The following is a 17,401-nucleotide window of genomic DNA, read 5'->3' as shown; positions in this document are numbered from 1 at the left end:
GTCAGGCTCCGACCAGACGGGCGCCGAGGTAGGCCTGCACCTGATCGAGGCCGACACGTTCCTGGGTCATGCTGTCCCGCTCCCGGATGGTGACCGCTTGGTCCTCCAGGGAGTCGAAGTCCACGGTGACGCAGTACGGAGTGCCGATCTCGTCCTGACGGCGGTAGCGGCGCCCGATGGCGCCGGCGTCGTCGAAGTCCACGTTCCAGTTCTTCCGCAGCTCAGCGGCCAGGTCTCGGGCCACCGGGGACAGCGCCTCGTTCCGGGAGAGCGGCAAGACCGCCGCCTTCACTGGGGCGAGCCGGTGGTCCAGGCGCAGCACGGTGCGCTTGTCCACCCCACCCTTGGCGTTCGGAGCCTCGTCCTCGGCATAGGCCTCCACCAGGAAGGCCATCAACGAGCGGGTCAGGCCGGCCGCAGGCTCGATCACGTACGGCACCCACCGCTGGCCGGTGGCCTGGTCGAAGACGGACAGGTCCTGACCGGAGTGCTCGGTGTGCGTCGACAGGTCGAAGTCGGTGCGGTTGGCGATACCTTCCAGCTCACCCCACTCGCTGCCGGAGAATCCGAACCGGTACTCGATGTCCACGGTGCGCTTGGAGTAATGGGAGAGCTTCTCGGTCGGGTGTTCGAAGTGGCGCAGGTTCTCGCGGTCGATGCCCAGATCGGTGTACCAGTCGGTGCGGTTGTCGATCCAGTACTGGTGCCACTCCTCGTCGCTGCCCGGCTGGACGAAGAACTCCATCTCCATCTGCTCGAACTCACGGGTGCGGAAGATGAAGTTGCCTGGGGTGATCTCGTTCCGGAACGACTTACCGATCTGGCCGATGCCGAACGGTGGCTTCTTCCGCGCGGCACTCATCACCGAGGCGAAGTTGACGAAGATGCCCTGTGCGGTCTCCGGGCGCAGGTAGTGCAACCCGGACTCGTCCTCGAGCACACCGAGGTGGGTCTTCAGCATCATGTTGAAGTCACGGGGCTCGGTCCACTGGCCACGGGTCCCACAGTTCGGGCAGGCGATCTCGGCGAGGCCGCCTTCCGGGGAACGACCCTTCTTCTCTTCGAACTCCTCGATCATCTGGTCCTCGCGGAACCGCTTGTGGCAGGAGAGGCACTCGGTCAGCGGGTCGGTGAACACGCCCACGTGCCCGGAGGCCACCCACACCTGCTTCGGCAGGATCACCGATGAGTCGAGCCCCACCACGTCGTCGCGGCCGCGGACCATGTGCTGCCACCACTGCCGCTTGATGTTCTCCTTCAGCTCCACCCCCAATGGGCCGTAGTCCCACGCGGAGCGGGTACCGCCGTAGATCTCCCCCGAGGGGAAGACGAAACCCCGGCGCTTGGCGAGATTGACGACGGCATCGAGACGCGACGGCTCCTTGGCCACTTCATACACTCCTGGATAGGCGAGCCCGACCTGGCTGGTCCGGGCGATTCGTGCGCACCAGGCTACCGGTCCACCGAGCACCGCCTCCACGCCCCGCCGAGCACCGCCTCCACGCACTTCCCCGCACCCCGACCACCGCGCCCCATCCGACGGGCGGCACTACCTCCTGCACATCTGTCTGAGGACCATCTGGACACTGGAGTACCGAATTTTCGGTCCTCCGATGTCCATTCGGTACTCAGTTGCGCGGGGAACGCATTCGGTACTCAGTTGCGCGGGCGACGGGTGGCAGGTGCGGGCCTTCGGGTGGGCGCGCGAATCCGCGGGTGCGTGAGCACGCTCACTTTGACACGCCCCCTCCCTGGAGTGAGAATCGTTCCCATGAGTGTTGGCGGAAAGTGTGCGGGGACGCTCGCTGCTGCCGCCGTCGCCGCCCTCGCACTCAGCGGCTGCGCCCCGGGCCATGCCACTACCGGGCAGGTCAGCGTGGTCGCCTCCTTCTACCCGCTGCAGTTCGTCGCTGAGCAGGTCGGTGGGCCCGACGTGGAGGTCCAGTCCCTCACCCCCGCCGGCGCGGAACCGCACGATCTGGAGCTGACTACCCGCGACGTCCTCACCCTGGAGAGCGCGGAGCTGGTGCTCACCCTGTCCGGGTTTCAACCTGCGCTGGACGACGCCCTCGCCGAGATCGACGGGCCGCAGGTGGTCGACACGGTCGCCGCCGAGGACGACCAGCTCGGCGAGGACGGCCATCTCGATGAAGACGACGAAGATCACGAGCACGACGGTGCGAGCCACGACGAGGCGAGCCACGACGGTGCGAGCCACGAAGAGGACGCCCACAGCGCCGAGGAACACGAAGGCCACAGCCACGACGAAGACGAGCAAGGCCACAGCCACGACGAAGACGAGCACGGCCACACCCACGCCCATGACGACGGCCACGGCCACACCGGCACCGACCCGCACTTCTGGCTCGACCCCACCCGGCTGGCCGGCGTGGCCGATCAGGTCGCCGCGGCGCTCAGCGCGATCGACCCGGAGAATGCCGAGACCTATGCCGCCAATGCCGCAGAGCTGGTCGGCGAGCTGACCGGTCTGGACGAGGACTTCGCGACCGCCCTGGACTCCTGCTCCCAGCACGTGATCGTGGTCAGCCACGAGGCGTACGGCTACCTGGCCGCCCGGTACGGCTTCGACCAGGTCGGCATCGCCGGTCTGGATCCGGAGAACGAGCCCTCGCCGGCCCGGCTGCAGGAGATCGCCCAGGTGATCCGTACCGAGAACGTGAGCACGATCTTCACCGAGTCCCTGGTCAACCCCCATGTGGCCGAAGCATTGGCTCACGAGCTCGGGATCACCGTACAGCGACTGGACCCGCTGGAGACCCTCACCGACCCTGACGCCGACTACCTCAGCGTGATGCGCACCAACCTGACCGCCCTGACCGCTGCCCTGGAGTGCCCATGACCGCATCACAGCCACCCGACCACCCGGCACCCGGTGCGCTGGGCGCTACCGGTCACCCCGCTCCGGGCAGCCCGGTGATCGACGCGACCGGGCTGAGCGTGGCCTACGACTCCGCACGCGTGCTGCAGAACGTCAGCCTCCGGGTCGGCGCCGGTGAAGCACTCGCGCTGCTCGGCGCCAACGGGTCGGGCAAGTCCACCTTGATGCGCGCCCTGCTCGGCATCACTGCGGCGAGCACGGGGCAGGTGCGGCTGTTCGGTACCTCGCTGTCCGCTCGCCGTGCCGTGCCGTGGGAGCGGGTCGGGTACGTGCCCCAACGCGCTGCCGCCCCCTCGGGTCTACCAGCCACGGCGATCGAAGTCGTGCTCACCGGGTTGCTGAACCGGCGCACCCTTCGCCTGCACCGTGGAGCCCGAGCCAGCGCCCTGGCCGCACTCGAGACCGTGGATCTTGCCGATCGCGCGCACACCGCCGTGCAGCACCTCTCCGGCGGTCAGCAGCAGCGGGTGGCGATCGCCCGAGCGCTGGCGCGCCGGCCGGACCTGCTGCTGCTGGACGAACCGATGGCCGGGGTGGACACCCCCACCCAGGACACCCTGATGCGGCTGCTGCAACGGCTGCACGGCGAGGGGATGACCATCGTGGTCGTGCTGCACGAGGTGGCCGGGATGTCCTCGATCCTGCAGCGTGCCGTAGTGCTCCGGCACGGCCGGATCGTGCACGACGGCGATCCTCCCCTGGCCGTCGGCGCTCACGCGGTCGTCGGTCACCAGCACCTGCACGACGATCACGGTGAGGACGAGAGCTACGGGGACGAGTCGGTGCTGCAACGGAGCCTGCCATGAGTACCTGGTGGGAGATGATGTCCACGGCGCTGTCCTCGCCCTTGCTGCAGCGCTCGCTGCTGGCGGCACTGATCGTCGGTTTCACCGCGCCGGTGGTAGGCACCTACCTGGTCCAGCGTCGGCTGTCCCTGCTTGGCGACGGGGTCGGCCATGTCGCCCTGACCGGGGTGGCGATGGGCTGGCTCGTTGGCGCCTGGACCCATGCGGAGCCGAACGACGCCTACGCAGTGCTGGGCGCCGTCGTCGCCGCGGTGATCGGGGCGATCCTGATCGACGTGGTGAGCGCCCGGGGACGTACCAGTGGTGACGTGGCCCTGGCCCTGTTGTTCTACGGCGGTATCGCCGGCGGTGTGGTGCTGATCGGGGTGGCCGGCGGCACCAACGCGAACCTGATGAGCTACCTGTTCGGCTCCCTGGCGACCGTCTCCCCCAGCGAGCTGCTCACCACCGTGGTGCTCTCCGCCGTCATCCTGGTGGTGGGCCTGGGCGCGCGCACCGCCCTGTTCGCGGTCAGCCAGGACGAGGAGTTCGCCCGGTCCACCGGGCTGCCGGTGCGAGTGCTCAACCTGGCGATCGCCGTGGTGGCGGCGCTGACCGTGACGGTCGCCATGCGAGTGGTCGGGCTGCTGCTGGTGAGCGCGCTGATGATCGTGCCGGTGGCGATCGCGCAGCAGCTGACCAGCTCGTTCCGGCGCACGATGGGCTTGGCGATGGGCCTGGGCGCGTTGCTGTGCGTGGGCGGTCTGCTGATCACCTTCACCCAGCAGCTCTCCCCCGGCGCAACCATCGTGGTGCTCGCGGTGACGGTCTACGCTGGAGTGGCAATCGTCCGCACGATCGTCCGTCCGCGGCGGCGCCGCCGCGGCGACCCGCACCCGGACGTTCCGGACGACGTCAGGCTTTCGGAGTAGGAGGTAGGCCAGTGCAACGGATGACCCGGCAGCGCACCGCCGTCGCCGAGCTGTTGGACGGCACCGACGACTTCCGCAGCGCACAGCAGCTGCACGAGATGCTGCGCGACCGCGGTGAGGAGGTCGGTCTGGCCACCGTGTACCGGACGATGCAGGTGCTTGCCGATCGGGGTGAGGTGGACGTGCTGCGGGCGACCGACGGCGAGTCGCTCTATCGCAAGTGCCTCACCCGGCAGCACCACCACCACCTGGTGTGCCGGCGTTGTGGGGCCACCGTCGAGCTGGATGCGGCGACGGTGGAGCAGTGGGCGGCACAGCGGGGAGCCGAACACGGTTTCACGGATATGGAGCACACGGTCGAGCTGTTCGGCACCTGCGCGGACTGCGCTGGAAAAGAGTGACTCCGCCCACTTCAGCAACGCTCGTGTTGCGATAACATGAGGGCGGGTTGCGGCGCTGCGCTTCCCCAGACCACGAGGTAGCGACAGGAGGCGGCATGCCGGACTTCCTCAGCAGCCTCCCCTTCACCGTGGCGTTGACTGCGCTCAGCATCGGCGGCTGGCTGCGAGGCCAGATGATGTACTGGCTCGGCCGCATCCCCACCGACCAGGCACTGCGGCGCACCAACCCCACCTCGGGCCGAATGCGCCGGGTGCACGACTGGCTCGCCGGTGGCGGCGCCGACGCCGGTATCGAGGCGATCCGCCGCTGGGGTTTGCTGGTGGTGCCCGTGTGCTACCTGACGGTGGGCTTCCAGTCGATGGTGCAGGCCGGTGCCGGCGTCCTGCGGATCACCTGGTGGAAGTATGCGCTGGCGCAGATCCCCGGAGCGATCGCGTGGGGAGCGATCTACGCGACCGTCGGCTTCGCGGTGTGGGAGGCGGCGCTGGCAGCGGCGGCCGGTAGCCCTGTCGGCATCGCCGTGATCGCGGTGCTGGTGCTCGCGGCAGTGGCCGGCGGGCTGGTGCTGCGGCGCAAGCGCGCGGTGCGCGCAGCCGGGCAACTGCCTGCCGACGTCCAGGTGCACTGACCGCTCAGGTCAGTTGCCAGAAGCCGCAGCCCATGACGGAGAAGTCCTGCCCGGCCTCGAGCGCTACCTGGGGCCGCCCACTGTCCGCCTCCCCCGAATCGACCCGGACGCCGTCCTCGGACATGATCGCCCAGCGGCAGCCCTCGGCCACCTCCGCCACTGGGGTGTAGGTGCCGGGCTCGTAGGGAGTCTCGATCGTCCCTCCCCGGAACAATGGCGTGCCAGCGACGTCGAACGGGTACGAACCTGCCGCCGCGTCGACGTGATACACCGGCAGGTCCGACTCCTGTCGGAGGGAGACGCGTTCCGCACCCTCGATACGTTCGGAGACCTCAAGTGCCAGCTCGGCGTGGAACGGTTCCGCTAGCTCGGTGACCTCGAGCTCCTGGGTGCAGCCGTACCACTGTTCCGGGAGACCGTTGGAATCGGCGCGCAGTTCGAGATAGGGCAAGCAGCTGCCATTCTCACCGGCGAGAGTGGGCGTCGGCTCGGCCGGGCGGACGAGGAGTTCGGGCTCCCGCCCGAGGGTGACTGCGACCTCGGCGACCGGCGGGTCCTCGAGCATGGCCAGCGCCTGAGCGACGGCGGCAGTGAGCTGGTCGGGATCGGTCAGGTGCAGACTCTCTGCCGTGACTTCCTCACCGCCCAGGTAGGTGCGTTGCTGGCGGTCCTCAGCTCCCCCGGAGCGACAGTCCACCTGGACCTGCACCACGTCGCCCGGAAGCGCCGTGGCCTCCATCGTTCCCTCGGGGCACTCCGGCAGCGTCAGGACGGCCTGCACGATCGCGGTCGGGTCGGTCGGGCTCTGTGGCCAACGCTGGTAGTCCCTGGGGTTGATGTCGACAGGGGTGGGTTCGCCATCGCCGTCCCACGACCAGGTGGACAGTTGGCCGGCCACCACCATCCGTGCGACGACGTCGTTGTTGCTGGTCGACATGCGCAGGCTCTGGATCTGATCGCTGCCGGCGCTCTCCGCGATCAGCTCGACCGCCTCTGCCAGGTCGATGCTGGCATCGGTGCTCGGCTGCTCCACGTCCGCCTGACCAGCGCATCCTGCCAGTCCGACGCCGATCCCCAGCGCGACCAGCAGTCCCGACCGACTCCGCACCATCTCCCCGCCCCTCGGCCAGTGTTGTCTATGCCGCGGAGCCTACCGGCAGGCTGAGGTGCAGTCGGCACAGGTCGATGGGGAGCGCAGCCCATCGCGGCCAGCAGGTCTCCAGTCAGCGGGCCGGCAGGTCTCCGGTCAGCGGGCCGGCAGCCGGTCCGGCCAGCGCACCCGGTTAGCCCGCAGTGGGCCGGTCCTGTGCTCCGCCGTACCGGCGGTCCCGACGGGCGTACGTCTGCGCGGCCGCCCAGAGGTCGCGGCGGTCGCAGTCCGGCCAGTGCTTGTCCAGGAACACCATCTCGGCGTAGGCGGACTGCCAGATGAGGAAGTTCGACGTGCGCTGCTCGCCGGAGGTGCGCAGGAACAGATCCACATCCGGCATATCCGGTTCGTCCAGGTGCTGGGCGATGGTGCGCTCGGTGATCTTCTCCGGGTTCAGCCGCCCGGCGGCCACCTCGCGCCCGATCGCCCGGACCGCGTCGGTGATCTCGGCACGTCCGCCGTAGTTGACGCACATGGTCAGGGTGCAGGTGGAGTTGGCCGCAGTGAGCCGCTCGGCCTCCTCCAGCTCGTTGATCACCGAGCGCCACAGCTTCGGGCGGCGGCCCGCCCACCGGACCCGTACCCCCCAGTCGTTCATCTCGTCCCGCCGGCGGCGCAGGACATCCCGGTTGAAGCCCATCAGGAAGCGCACCTCTGCCGGTGAGCGCTTCCAGTTCTCGGTGGAGAACGCATACGCACTGATGTGGCTGATGCCCAGCTCGATCGCGCCCGCCACCACGTCCAGCAGCACCGCCTCCCCGGCGGCGTGCCCCTGGTTGCGGGTCAGGCCCCGGGCATTCGCCCACCGGCCATTGCCGTCCATCACGATCGCCACGTGCCGGGGCACCAGCTCCCGCGGAATGTCCGGTGGCCGGGCACCGGAGGGATGCGCTGGCGGTGGAATCGGCTCGCTGCGCGGGTGTGCCGCGCTCACCGCTGCCCGCAGCCTGAGGGTGACCGAGGGATTCTCATGCCCGTTCCACCAGCCGCAGCGACCGGAGCTGGCGCTCCAGGTGCCACTGGGTGAACACCGCCACCAGCCCGGAGGCCTCGCTGCGGTGCCGGGGCTCGCTGTCCTCGGCCACCGCCCAGTCCCCGGCTAGCAGGGCACCGAGGAGGATGAACGTCTCCGGGGCGGGTGCGGCAGAGCCCGGCGGGCGGCAGTCGCCACAGACTGCGCCGCCCAGCGGCGGTGAGAACGCCCGGTGCGGCCCCGGGGCGCTGCACCGGGCACACTCGGAGAACGACGGCGCCCAGCCGCCGATCGCCAGCGCGCGCAACAGGTAGGAGTCCAGGATGAGCGTGCCCGGGTGGCGCTGCTCGGCCAGGGCAGCCAGCGCCCCGGAGAGCAGCAGGTACTGCTGGGTGGCCGGCTCGCCGGGGATCTCGGTCAGCCGGCCAGCGGTCTCCACCATCGCCGTCGCCGTGGTGTATCGGGAGTAGTCGCCACCCAGCGGCCGTCCGTGCGGGGCGAGTGTCTCCACCTGGGTGATCACGTCCAGGTTGCGGCCAGCGTACAGCTGCACGTCGATCACGCTGAACGGTTCCAGCCGAGCGCCGAACTTGGAGCTGGTGCGACGCACCCCCTTGGCCACTGCCCGCACCTGCCCGTACCGGCGGGTCAGCAGAGTCACGATCCGGTCCGCCTCACCCAGCTTGTGGGTGCGCAGCACGATCGCCTCGTCCCGGTAGAGCTTCACCGTTCCATTGTCACCTATTGGACCGACAGCGCCCAGGCAGGCACGCGGTGGGAGGATGGAGCACCGTGACCAGCCACTTCTCCCGCATCGACGATGCGGTCCGCCGCTCCGCGTGGTCGGTCTGGCTGCTCGCCGTCGGCGTGTACTTCTTCGGAATGGTGCACCGCGCCTCCCTCGGGGTGGCCGGTCCGGACGCAGTGGCCCGGTGGGACATCTCCGCCACCGAGCTGGGCAGTTTCATCATGGTCCAGCTCGGCGTCTATGCCGCGATGCAGGTACCTGCGGGCGTGGCCATCGACCGGTTCGGACCGCGCCGCGTGCTGCTGGTCGCGACCGTGACGATGGGTACCGCTCAGCTGCTGTTCGCCTTCGCCACCGCCTACCCGGTGGCGCTGCTCGCCCGTGCCCTGCTCGGTGTGGGCGATGCTGCCGTGTTCATCGCCGTGCTCCGCCTGGTGGCCGGCTGGTTCCCGAGGCGCCGGTACGCGCTGCTGACGATGGCCACCGGGCTGGTCGGGATGCTCGGCAACTTCGCGGCGACGGTGCCGCTGGTGCTTGCGCTGGGCACGCTGGGCTGGACCCGGACGTTCCTGATCACCGGCGGTATCTCGGTGGCGTACGCACTCCTGCTGCTCCGCCCGGCCGTGGCCGCTCCCTTCCGCACCGATCCGGGCCCGATCACCGCCGCAGCGGCCGAGCCAGAGGCCCGCGGAACGCTGGGGTCGGCCTGGTCCCGGCGGGAGAACCGGCTGGGGTTCTTCCTGCATCAGAGCACGATGACCGCGGGCACGGTGGTCTCGCTGATCTGGGGCTACCCCTACCTCACCGAAGGGCTCGGCTATGACGACGCCGCGGCCGCGAGCCTGCTCTCCGTGTACGTACTGGGCAACCTGGTGGCGAGCCTGGTGATCGGTCCGCTGGCGGGGCGTAAGCCGCAGTGGCGCACCGCGCTCGGCCTCGGTGTCGCCCTGACCTGCATCGCAGGCATCGCCACCCTGGTGCTCTGGCCGGGCGGGCGACCACCGGTAGTGGTGATCGCGGCTGTGTTCGCCCTGCTCGCCACCGGAGTACCCGGCTCCCAGATCGGCTTCCACCTCGCCCGGGACTACAACACCCCCCGGAGCATGTCGACGGCGACCGGTGTGGTGAACTCGGGTGGTTTCCTGGCGTCGATGGTGGTCGCGATCGTTGTGGGGGTGGTGCTCGACCTCAGCGCCGGCGGTTCCTCCGCCACGCTGACCGACTACCGCTGGGCGCTGGCCTCGATGGCCCTGGCCGGGATGGTGACCACCACCGCCATGGTGCTCACGCTGCTCGGGGTCCGTGCCCGGGTGCTGGAGCGGATGGCCGCCGACCTGCCGGTGCTGGTGCCGGCCACCGAGCGCATCTGGGACCGGGCCTGGCGGCGGCTCACTTCAGCTGGGGGCTGAGTTCCGGGGCACAACAGGGGCGCCGCCGGAGGCTGGTGTCTCCAGACGGCACCCTTGCTCGATGGTGGCGGATGGGCCGGATCGCGGCCGTCGCCGCCGCTCATCGATCTCGCCCGGCGAGGCTGGTGGTCGGCCGAGCGAGGGCCTGTCACCCGAGGCAAACGGTGGGTCGGCGCTGCCGCGCCGTCAGCGCACCGCGCGGTTCACTGCGGAGACGATCGCCTTGAAGGACGCGGTGGTGATCGAGGAGTCCATTCCGACGCCCCAGATCACCTGGTCGCGCACCTCGCACTCCACATAGGCCGCCGCAGTGGCGTCGCCGCCCTCGGACAGGGCGTGCTCGGCGTAGTCGAGCACGGAGACCTCCACGCCCAACTGCTCCAGCGCCGCCGAGAATGCTGCCACCGGTCCGTTCCCCCGGGCCTGCACCGTGTGCTCGGCGCCGCCGTCGGAAATCGTCGCGGTGAGCACGTCGTCGCTGCCGTCCCCGGCCGAGGCCACCTGGGTGGCGTGCAGCTGGAACCGGCCCCACGGGGTGAGGCCGTTGTCCGTGGTGGCCGGCAGGTACTCGTCGGCGAAGATCTCCCACAGCCGCTCGGCGCTCATCTCGCCGCCGTAGGCGTCGGTGTGCCGCTGCACGGTACGGGAGAACTCGATCTGCAGCCGGCGCGGCAGGTCCAGGTTCCGGGTGGAGGCCAACAGATAGGCGACCCCACCCTTACCGGACTGGGAGTTCACCCGGATCACTGCCTCATAGTTGCGGCCCACGTCACGGGGGTCCACCGGCAGATACGGCACGTTCCAGACCACATCCGCCTCGTCCCCACCGGACTCTGCCACCTGCTGCTCCCGGACGGCGAAACCCTTCTTGATCGCATCCTGGTGCGACCCGGAGAAAGCGGTGTAGACCAGGTCTCCGCCATAGGGGTGGCGCGGGTGCACATCCATCTGGGTGCAGTGCTCCACGATGCGGCGGACCTCGTCGATGTCGCTGAAGTCGATCTTCGGGTCCACGCCCTGGGTGTACAGATTCATCCCCAGCGTCACCAGGTCCACGTTCCCGGTGCGCTCCCCCTGGCCGAACAGGCAGCCCTCGATCCGGTCGGCACCGGCCATCACGGCCAGCTCCGCGGCGGCCACTCCGGTGCCTCGGTCGTTGTGCGGGTGCACCGAGACCGCCACGTGCTCCCGGCGGCTGAGATTGCGACTCATCCACTCGATCTGGTCGGCATACACGTTCGGGGTGGCGCGCTCGACGGTGGCGGGCAGGTTGAGGATGATCTCCCGGCCCTCCGTCGGGCCCCACACGTCCATCACCGCCTCACAGATCTCCAGCGCGTAGTCCAGCTCGGTGTCGATGAAGATCTCCGGGGAGTACTCGTAGCCGAACACGGTGTCGTCGTCGAGGATCTTCTCCGCGTGGTCCATCACGTGCTGCGTCCCGGAGGTGGCCAGTTCCTTGGTGGCTTCCTTGTCATTGCGGAAGACGATGTCCCGGAACACTGGTGCCGTCGCGTTGTACAGGTGCACGGTGGCGTGGTGGGCGCCGACGACGGAGCGGATGCTGCGTTCGATCAGCTCCTCCCGGGCCTGGGTGAGGACCGAGATGGTCACGTCCTCGGGGATCGCGTCTTCTTCGATGATCGAGCGGACGAAGTCGAAGTCGGCCTGGGATGCCGACGGGAACCCGACCTCGATCTCCTTGTAGCCCATCCGAACCAGGAGGTCGAACATGGTGCGCTTGCGCGCCGGGTCCATCGGCTCGATCAGTGACTGGTTGCCGTCACGCAGGTCGGTGGACAGCCACCGTGGCGCTTGGGTGATCTGCTTGCTCGGCCAGGTGCGGTCGGTCATCAACGTGGAGATGTCGGTAGGCATCGCCTCATGGAAGGAGACGTACTTGGAGACCGGCATGCCGTACGGGGTGCGCTTCGTCATCGGGATTCCTTCGTTCTGCGGGGGTCGGCTGCGGCCGGGCACCACCACTCCGCGACGAGGATCCGGCCTGCTAGGCCTCGTCGCGGCAGCGAAGGAGGAGGCTGACGCACATGCGCATAGTTGTCACCGTACCACCGTCAGGATCACTGCACGTCGACCGGTTCGACCTGCAGCGTCATCCCACCCAGGAGCAGCCGGTCGCCGGGAGCGAGCGAGGCCTCCTGCCACGGCGTGAGGGACTGCTGAGCGCCGTCGCGGACCAGCAACGTGCCGTTGGTCGAGGCACGGTCGGTGACCCAGGCCCTGCCCTCGGCCATCCGCACCGCCAGATGCGTCTTGGACACAGCGCTATCGGTGACCGCCAGCAGTGCGCTCACCTGCTCGCCGTTCCGCCCGGCCGGGGACCGGCCGATCAGGGTGAGGCCGTCGGCAGCCACGTCCTGCCCGTCGGACAGCCGGACCCGCAACGGCACCGGCGCGGGCTGCAGATCGCTGACCATCCGGGTCGCCGCCCACTCTTCCTCGGCCTCCTCGGGCGCTACTACCGCGGAACCACCGCCCTGCCCGGCAGCAGCGTCTGGGAAGGCACCGGGCTCTGCGCCCGCCACGCCGGGGTCCGGGGCATCGTGGACCGGCTGCGGGGCCCACTGGCCGGTCGGGGCGTACCCGGTCGGACCTCCGTGGGCCGGTTGTGCCGGCGTCTGTTGCCAGCCGCCGGTGGCGGTCTGTCCCGGCCGACGGCGCAGCGCCAGTCCCGTACGCACCGCCCCGCTGAGAGCGGCGAGAGCGCTCCCGGCGGCCACGGCCGCGGCGAACCACTGCCACAGGGCCCCGCCTGCCGTCTCCTCTGTCTCGGCCAGCAGCACGCCGGTGCGGACCAGTACCAGCGTGACGCAGGCAGCGAGCAGAACCACCGCGAGCACCAGCCGGACCACGACGGCGGGGGTGAACAACAACCGCAGGCCTGGACCGCCGTCGCGCGATCGAGCTGAGCTCCACGCGCGCAGCGCGCCGACCACCCGGGTGCCGGTGAAGAGCACATACCCCGCTCCGGCCAGGCCGGCCAGCAACAGCAGCACCGCGGCCACCATCAGTGCCACGGCGACCAGTCCGCCGTCGTCGACCAGACCTGCCACCCCCTGGCCGAGGAGATAGGCACCGCCGAGCAGCACAGCGGTGGCCAGGGCGCCACACAGCGTGCGAGTCCAGGAGCCGTAGGTGCGGGCGAGCAGGGCCATCGCCTCCCGGCGGGTGCGCTGCATGGTCCAGGTGTCCTGCCACCGGGAACGTTCGGCCGGCGCGGACAGGTAGCCGCTCGCGTCGTCGCCGATCAAGTCGAGCATGGGCGTCTCCTGCTCACCGGTGCTGCTCGTGGCCGGCGCGGGAGGCGAGCCGATCCCGGGTGGACCACAGACCGGCCGAGGGGGTGGAGATGAAGTAGATCCGCTCGCCGTCGGGCAGGGTGTTCCAGCCGTCCTCGAGCACGTCGGGATCGTACCGGCGCAACGCCTCGGCCAGATCCAGGTACTGATAGCCCACGGATTCGATGTCCTCGCGGGTGAGGGCCCCTGGGGCGTAGGTGATCGTGAACCGGCCCTCCGAGCTGCCGTGCACCAGGTGGGCGGTCGCGTGCGGGATCTCCTGCATGTCCGCCTCGGTGGCGTACTTGGCGAGCACTTCCTCCTTGCTCAGGTAGCCGTACTTGCGGATCAGCGCATCGACCTCCGGCTGCTCCCCGAACCGCTCCACCCCGGGAGCGATGATCACCAGCTCACCGCCGTCGGCCATCGCCATCCGGGTGCGGTAGACGGCTTTGTTCGCCACCCAGGTGGCCCGGAACTCGTCGGCCTGCATCACCGCGACGATCTTGTCCACCGGCTCGTCGAACGCAGTGATGTTCTGCGCCATCGAGGCGCGGGCGGCGGCGTAGTAGGTATCCAGGTCATCACCCACGTACACACCGGTGTGGGCCAGGGTGCCGTCGTCGGCGTAGTCCATCACCACCTGCAGGTAGACGTCCGGCAGCCCGCCGAGGAAGTGCTCCTCGGCGTAGTTGAAGCAGGCGCGCACCGGGGTGAGCAGGTTGCCGAGGTTGTTCTCGATGCCGTAGACCGCCGAGGCCAGGTGGGAGGCACCGAGCGTGCGCTTACCGCCCAGCCCGATGAAGTAGTTCTTGTTGTGGTTGGCGAAGCCGAGCACCTCGTGCGGGACGATGTGGCCGACGTTGATGATCAGGTCCCAGTCCTGCGTCATCAGCATCGTGTTCAGGTCGATCGGCATCTCCCAGTCGACCGCGCCACCGGTGCGCTCGCGCACGAACTCCGCCGGAACGGTGCCGACGTGGGTGACCCCGTCCTTCCAGTCGTGAGCGTGGATCTGCTCCTCGGGGATGGTGCCGAACATCCACCGGTTGTCCTCGGGGGTGTGCGGGACGTGCTGGCCCAGCGTGGGGATGACGTGCACCTGCGCGCCGGCCTCGTCCAGCCGGTGGTAGAGGTACTCCGTGATCCAGCCGACGCCGGCGTGCGCGCGGGTGATGTCCGGCGGCAGCAGCAGCACCCTGCGGTAGCTGCTGATGCCGAGCCGGTCCTTCGCCTCGGTGAGCAACCGGTCGCACGCCTGCTCGATCGCCGGGCGCTCGATCCAGCGCCCTTCGTCCTGAAACCACACCATGGGCTCACCCTAGACGTATCCGGCCCACCCGCGGCGGGTGATCTCGCCGGTTGTCGCGACGGTGCGTGCTCTCAGCGGGCCTGGTGCCCCACCGACTCCCTCAGATGGCGGCCACCGGCCAGGAGCCACCCGGGAACGCCGAAGAGTTGGCCAACGACTGCCGGACCTGCTCGATCATGCCGGTCACGGAGTCGTTCATCGTCGAGAGCGCTTGAACAGCACTCCCGACGAAGGTGACGTAGACGCCGATCACACCGATCGCGGTGGCGATAGCGGCGGGGATCGTCACCACACCGCAGGCTTCGGCCACTGCCGCGGCCAGGCCGATCACCAGCGCACCCAGGGCGATTCCGATCGAGACCCAGAACTGGGTGATCGCCGAGGCCATCTTGCCCAGCTCAGTGTCGATCAGCGACGCGCGGTTGTAGATCTCCTGGCCCGCTGCCTGCTGCAGCTCCGCTTTACTCGAGTAGGCCGTGTAGGCCTGCCCGGTCCACGCGCCGGAGGTGGGCAGGGCTGCCGGCTGCACCAGCGAGGCCTGTGCGCTGGCGGTGGCGCCGATGCTCTCCACCCAGGCACAGCCGACCTCGCGAAGCTTGTTCGGGCTGCCCACGTACTCCAGGTAGGGCTGGATCGTGTCCACGATGTCGCTGGCCACGCTGTTCAGCTTCTGCAGCAGGCTGTTCACCGTGGAGATGATGTTGCCGATGTCCATCCAGCCCGGAACCGCGTTGAGCACCCGGGAGACGGTGTCGAAGATCGACATCACCGTGTCGTTGCACTCCTGGAGGAAGTCGATGACCTCGTTGATCACCTCGTGCACGTCCGGGCCGTAGTCGGTGCTGCAGGGTGCGGGGCCGCCGGGAGGAGCGGTGCCCGTGTTCGGGTTCGCCATCGCCTCAGCGCTTTCACCACCGAAGAGGCCCGTGACGGCATCGGCGACGGCGCGGGCGGGTGCCGTGGCCACGTCGAATGCAGTTCCGGCGGCATCCTTCGCGGTGTCGATCCCGAAGCCGGCGACGTCCTTCGCCGTATCGATGCCGAAGCCGGCAACGTCCGTGGCGGTATCCACTACATTCTCGACGGCGTCTTTCCCGGCCCCGGCCACATTCTCGACGGCGTCCTTCCCGGCCCCGGCCACATCCGTGACCGTGTCGGTGACCGCCCCTGCGATGTCATCCAGTCCCATGGTGTCCGCTCCCTCAGTTCGCGTTCAGTCGGTTCAGCACGGACTCGGACAGGCGCGAGCTGCCCTTCCCGTCGGCAGTCGCATCGGCTGTGGTGCCTTCGGACTCGACCTCGACGGTCCCATCCTCCGACTCCACCTCGACGGTGCTTGCCTCTCCTTGGTCCACTGGTTCCGACGGCTGCACGTCCGCCTCCACGGCGCCGCCGGCCTTGCCGCCCTCAGGGATCGGCTCGCCCGACCCTGCGTCAGCGACTGCACCCTCGGGGTCCTGGCTGGACGGCGACTCCTGCACGCCGCCGTCACCATCGGCGACCTCACCGGAATCGTCACCGGCACCACCATCACCGGCACCGATGTCCTGACCATCACTGGAGCCGCCCGGTTCCTGGCTCGACGGCGACTCCTGTACGCCGCCGTCACCATCGGCCACCTCACCGGAATCGTCACCGGCACCGATGTCCTGACCATCACTGGAGCCACGCGGTTCTTGGCTCGACGGCGGCTCCTCGCCTCCGACGTCCTCTCCCGCAGTCGCTCCACCGGGCTCCTGATCGGTCGGCGGCTCCTGCCCGGACTGGTCCTCCTCGAGCCCGGAGTGCGCCTGCTCCTCTACCTTGTCCGCAGCTGTGGCCCGTAGGTCGGCAGCCTCGGACCGGTGGTCCGCAGCTTCGGAACGTGCATCGGCAGCATCGGAGCGCGAGGTGGCAGCCTGCGCGCGCACCTCATCTGCCTCTTGGCGCAGCGCTTGGGCGTCGGCGCGCAGATCGGCGGCTTCCGTGCGCTCCGCTGCAGCCTGCGACCGTGCCGCACTGGCGCCGTCATGATCACCCTCGGCCGCAAGCTGGGACGCTTTCCGGTCGGCCGCTGCTGCGGCTTCATCAGCCTCGTCGGCCTGCTTCTCCAGGTCTTCAGCCTCTGCCTCAAGGTCCTCGGCCTGCGCGTCCAGCTCCTTGGCCTGCTGGTCCATCCGGTCCGCTTCAGACTCGGCAGTATCGGCTTGCTCGTCGCTCTTGTCCGCGTCCTGCTCCAGCTCAGCCGGTGTGCGAGTGTCCTCGCCCTCGGTGCCGCCACCGGTACCACCGCCGCTGCCGCCCCCGACGACTCCCCCCTCGACCTCGCCGTCGATGCTGGTCTCCGAGTCCTCAAGCTCCGGGGTGCCGCCGCCACCGCCCGTGCCGCCGCCAGTGCCACCGCCAGTACCGCCACCCGTGCCACCGCCAGAACCGCCACCAGTGCCACCGCCAGTACCGCCACCCGTGCCGCCGCCAGTATCGGTACCAGTGCCGCCGCCAGTATCGGTACCAGTGCCGCCGCCGGTGTCAGTGCCATCTCCGCGGTGGCAGCCGATCTCGCCTTCCTTCTTCCTCTTCTCCTGCTCAGCCTTCTCGTCAGCCTGGTCGTACTCGGCCGCGGTGCTGCGCAGAGCGTCCGCCATAGCGGTGGACTGCGTACCGCCGTCGCGCAGCAGCGCACTGACCGTGCTCTGGAAGTTCACATACGCCGAATGTGCTCCCCCGCCGAGGAAGCTGAAGTCTGCGGACGCCAGGGACAGGCCATCAGCCTGGCTGGCAGCCTGCGAATAGCTCTGCCCCACCTGGTCCCACACCCCTGCATCCGCACGCACCATCTCGGTGTCAACGGTGACCTCGCCACCACCCATGAGTCAGTTCCCCTT

At 69.3% G+C, this 17,401-nt stretch carries 15 protein-coding genes; 6 read left to right on the top strand and 9 right to left on the bottom strand.

Annotated features, from left to right (window positions below; translation table 11 throughout):
• Position 1 precedes the first annotated feature (1 nt).
• Positions 2-1,390: a glycine--tRNA ligase gene (locus tag FU260_RS10140; protein WP_147916953.1), complete on the bottom strand. Its 1,389-nt coding sequence runs from the start codon at positions 1,388-1,390 to the stop codon at positions 2-4.
• Positions 1,391-1,771: 381 nt separating this feature from the next.
• Between FU260_RS10140 and FU260_RS10135 the strand changes: the two genes are divergently transcribed.
• The 5 genes from FU260_RS10135 (at position 1,772) to FU260_RS10115 (ending at position 5,646) form a co-directional block, all read left to right on the top strand.
• Positions 1,772-2,860: a metal ABC transporter substrate-binding protein gene (locus FU260_RS10135; protein ID WP_147916952.1), complete on the top strand. Its 1,089-nt coding sequence runs from the start codon at positions 1,772-1,774 to the stop codon at positions 2,858-2,860.
• The gene (locus FU260_RS10130; protein WP_147916951.1) at positions 2,857-3,705 is read left to right on the top strand and encodes a metal ABC transporter ATP-binding protein; all 849 of its coding nucleotides are present in this window, start codon (positions 2,857-2,859) and stop codon (positions 3,703-3,705) included. The genes FU260_RS10135 and FU260_RS10130 overlap by 4 nt, the downstream gene beginning before the upstream one ends.
• Complete coding sequence (locus FU260_RS10125; RefSeq protein ID WP_235912187.1) at positions 3,702-4,616, top strand: metal ABC transporter permease; 915 nt, start codon at positions 3,702-3,704, stop codon at positions 4,614-4,616. The genes FU260_RS10130 and FU260_RS10125 overlap by 4 nt, the downstream gene beginning before the upstream one ends.
• A 20-nt stretch (positions 4,617-4,636) precedes the next feature.
• Positions 4,637-5,017, top strand: coding sequence for a Fur family transcriptional regulator (locus tag FU260_RS10120; protein WP_147916950.1), 381 nt, complete (start codon positions 4,637-4,639; stop codon positions 5,015-5,017).
• A gap of 95 nt (positions 5,018-5,112) precedes the next feature.
• Positions 5,113-5,646, top strand: coding sequence for a DedA family protein (locus FU260_RS10115; protein WP_147916949.1), 534 nt, complete (start codon positions 5,113-5,115; stop codon positions 5,644-5,646).
• Positions 5,647-5,650: 4 nt separating this feature from the next.
• On the opposite strand, the gene FU260_RS10110 is transcribed toward FU260_RS10115, so the two are convergent.
• From FU260_RS10110 to recO, 3 genes are all read right to left on the bottom strand, one after another.
• Positions 5,651-6,757: a hypothetical protein gene (locus FU260_RS10110; RefSeq protein ID WP_147916948.1), complete on the bottom strand. Its 1,107-nt coding sequence runs from the start codon at positions 6,755-6,757 to the stop codon at positions 5,651-5,653.
• Positions 6,758-6,929: 172 nt separating this feature from the next.
• Positions 6,930-7,730 (bottom strand): isoprenyl transferase, encoded by an 801-nt coding sequence (locus FU260_RS10105; RefSeq protein ID WP_147916947.1) that lies wholly within the window; start codon positions 7,728-7,730, stop codon positions 6,930-6,932.
• A 34-nt stretch (positions 7,731-7,764) separates the two neighbouring features.
• A complete protein-coding gene (recO, locus tag FU260_RS10100; protein ID WP_147916946.1) occupies positions 7,765-8,496 on the bottom strand; it encodes a DNA repair protein RecO in 732 nt (243 codons plus the stop codon).
• Between the two features lie 65 nt (positions 8,497-8,561).
• Here recO and FU260_RS10095 point away from each other — a divergent pair, with 65 nt between their 5' ends.
• Positions 8,562-9,926, top strand: coding sequence for an MFS transporter (locus FU260_RS10095; RefSeq protein WP_147916945.1), 1,365 nt, complete (start codon positions 8,562-8,564; stop codon positions 9,924-9,926).
• 186 nt (positions 9,927-10,112) lie between these two features.
• Here FU260_RS10095 and leuA read toward each other — a convergent pair whose 3' ends face one another.
• The 5 genes from leuA to FU260_RS24375 all read right to left on the bottom strand — a co-directional run bounded on the left by leuA (position 10,113) and on the right by FU260_RS24375 (position 17,386).
• Positions 10,113-11,864 (bottom strand): 2-isopropylmalate synthase, encoded by a 1,752-nt coding sequence (gene leuA, locus FU260_RS10090; protein ID WP_210418238.1) that lies wholly within the window; start codon positions 11,862-11,864, stop codon positions 10,113-10,115.
• Positions 11,865-12,007: 143 nt separating this feature from the next.
• Positions 12,008-13,207, bottom strand: coding sequence for an FHA domain-containing protein (locus tag FU260_RS10085; RefSeq protein ID WP_147916944.1), 1,200 nt, complete (start codon positions 13,205-13,207; stop codon positions 12,008-12,010).
• A gap of 13 nt (positions 13,208-13,220) precedes the next feature.
• The gene (locus FU260_RS10080) at positions 13,221-14,537 is read right to left on the bottom strand and encodes a nickel-dependent putative hexonate epimerase (protein WP_147916943.1); all 1,317 of its coding nucleotides are present in this window, start codon (positions 14,535-14,537) and stop codon (positions 13,221-13,223) included.
• 100 nt (positions 14,538-14,637) lie between these two features.
• Complete coding sequence (locus FU260_RS10075; RefSeq protein WP_147916942.1) at positions 14,638-15,726, bottom strand: hypothetical protein; 1,089 nt, start codon at positions 15,724-15,726, stop codon at positions 14,638-14,640.
• Positions 15,727-15,739: 13 nt separating this feature from the next.
• Positions 15,740-17,386 (bottom strand): putative sodium/potassium/calcium exchanger, encoded by a 1,647-nt coding sequence (locus FU260_RS24375; protein WP_147916941.1) that lies wholly within the window; start codon positions 17,384-17,386, stop codon positions 15,740-15,742.
• Positions 17,387-17,401: the final 15 nt, after the last annotated feature.

The organism is Ruania zhangjianzhongii, from assembly GCF_008000995.1.
In the GTDB taxonomy this organism is placed as follows: domain Bacteria; phylum Actinomycetota; class Actinomycetes; order Actinomycetales; family Beutenbergiaceae; genus Ruania; species Ruania zhangjianzhongii.
This window is presented reverse-complemented; position numbering and strand designations above follow the sequence as displayed.